The organism is Neisseria sp. P0021.S007 (assembly GCF_051956855.1).
Window position 1 is genome coordinate 1 of the sequence record NZ_JBQCXA010001130.1, and the last position, 527, is coordinate 527.

The following is a 527-nucleotide window of genomic DNA, read 5'->3' on the forward strand; positions in this document are numbered from 1 at the left end:
TGTCCCAGCTTTTAGCGCAGTTTTTCTCAGGCCCGATTTTTCGATGTCCAATTTGGCCGTTGCCTTTTCCATCACGTTGGCTGCCGGTTTGTTTACCGTATTAGGCAGCGGCTTGGTGATGTTTTCCAAAACGCCTAATCCGCGCGTGTTGTCGTTTGGTTTGGCATTTGCCGGCGGTGCGATGGTTTATGTTTCTCTGACGGAAATTTTCAGTAAGTCCAGCGAGGCGTTCGCTGAAATTTATGATAAAGACCACGCGTTTGCGGCGGCGACCATGGCATTTTTGGCCGGTATGGGCGGCATCGCACTGATTGACCGCCTGGTGCCGAACCCGCATGAAACCTTAGATGCGCAAGACCCGTCTTTTCAAGAAAGCAAACGCCGCCATATTGCGCGAGTCGGTATGATGGCGGCGTTTGCGATTACGGCGCACAATTTCCCCGAAGGCTTGGCGACGTTTTTTGCCACCTTGGAAAATCCGGCGGTCGGGATGCCTTTGGCCTTGGCGATTGCCATCCATAATATTC

Annotated in this window: 1 pseudogene; it reads left to right on the top strand. The window is 52.6% G+C overall.

Going from position 1 to position 527, the window contains the following annotated elements:
* Positions 1 to 43: 43 nt before the first annotated feature.
* Positions 44 to 527: pseudogene (locus tag ACTHUR_RS17890) on the top strand (zinc transporter ZupT); the annotation flags it as partial.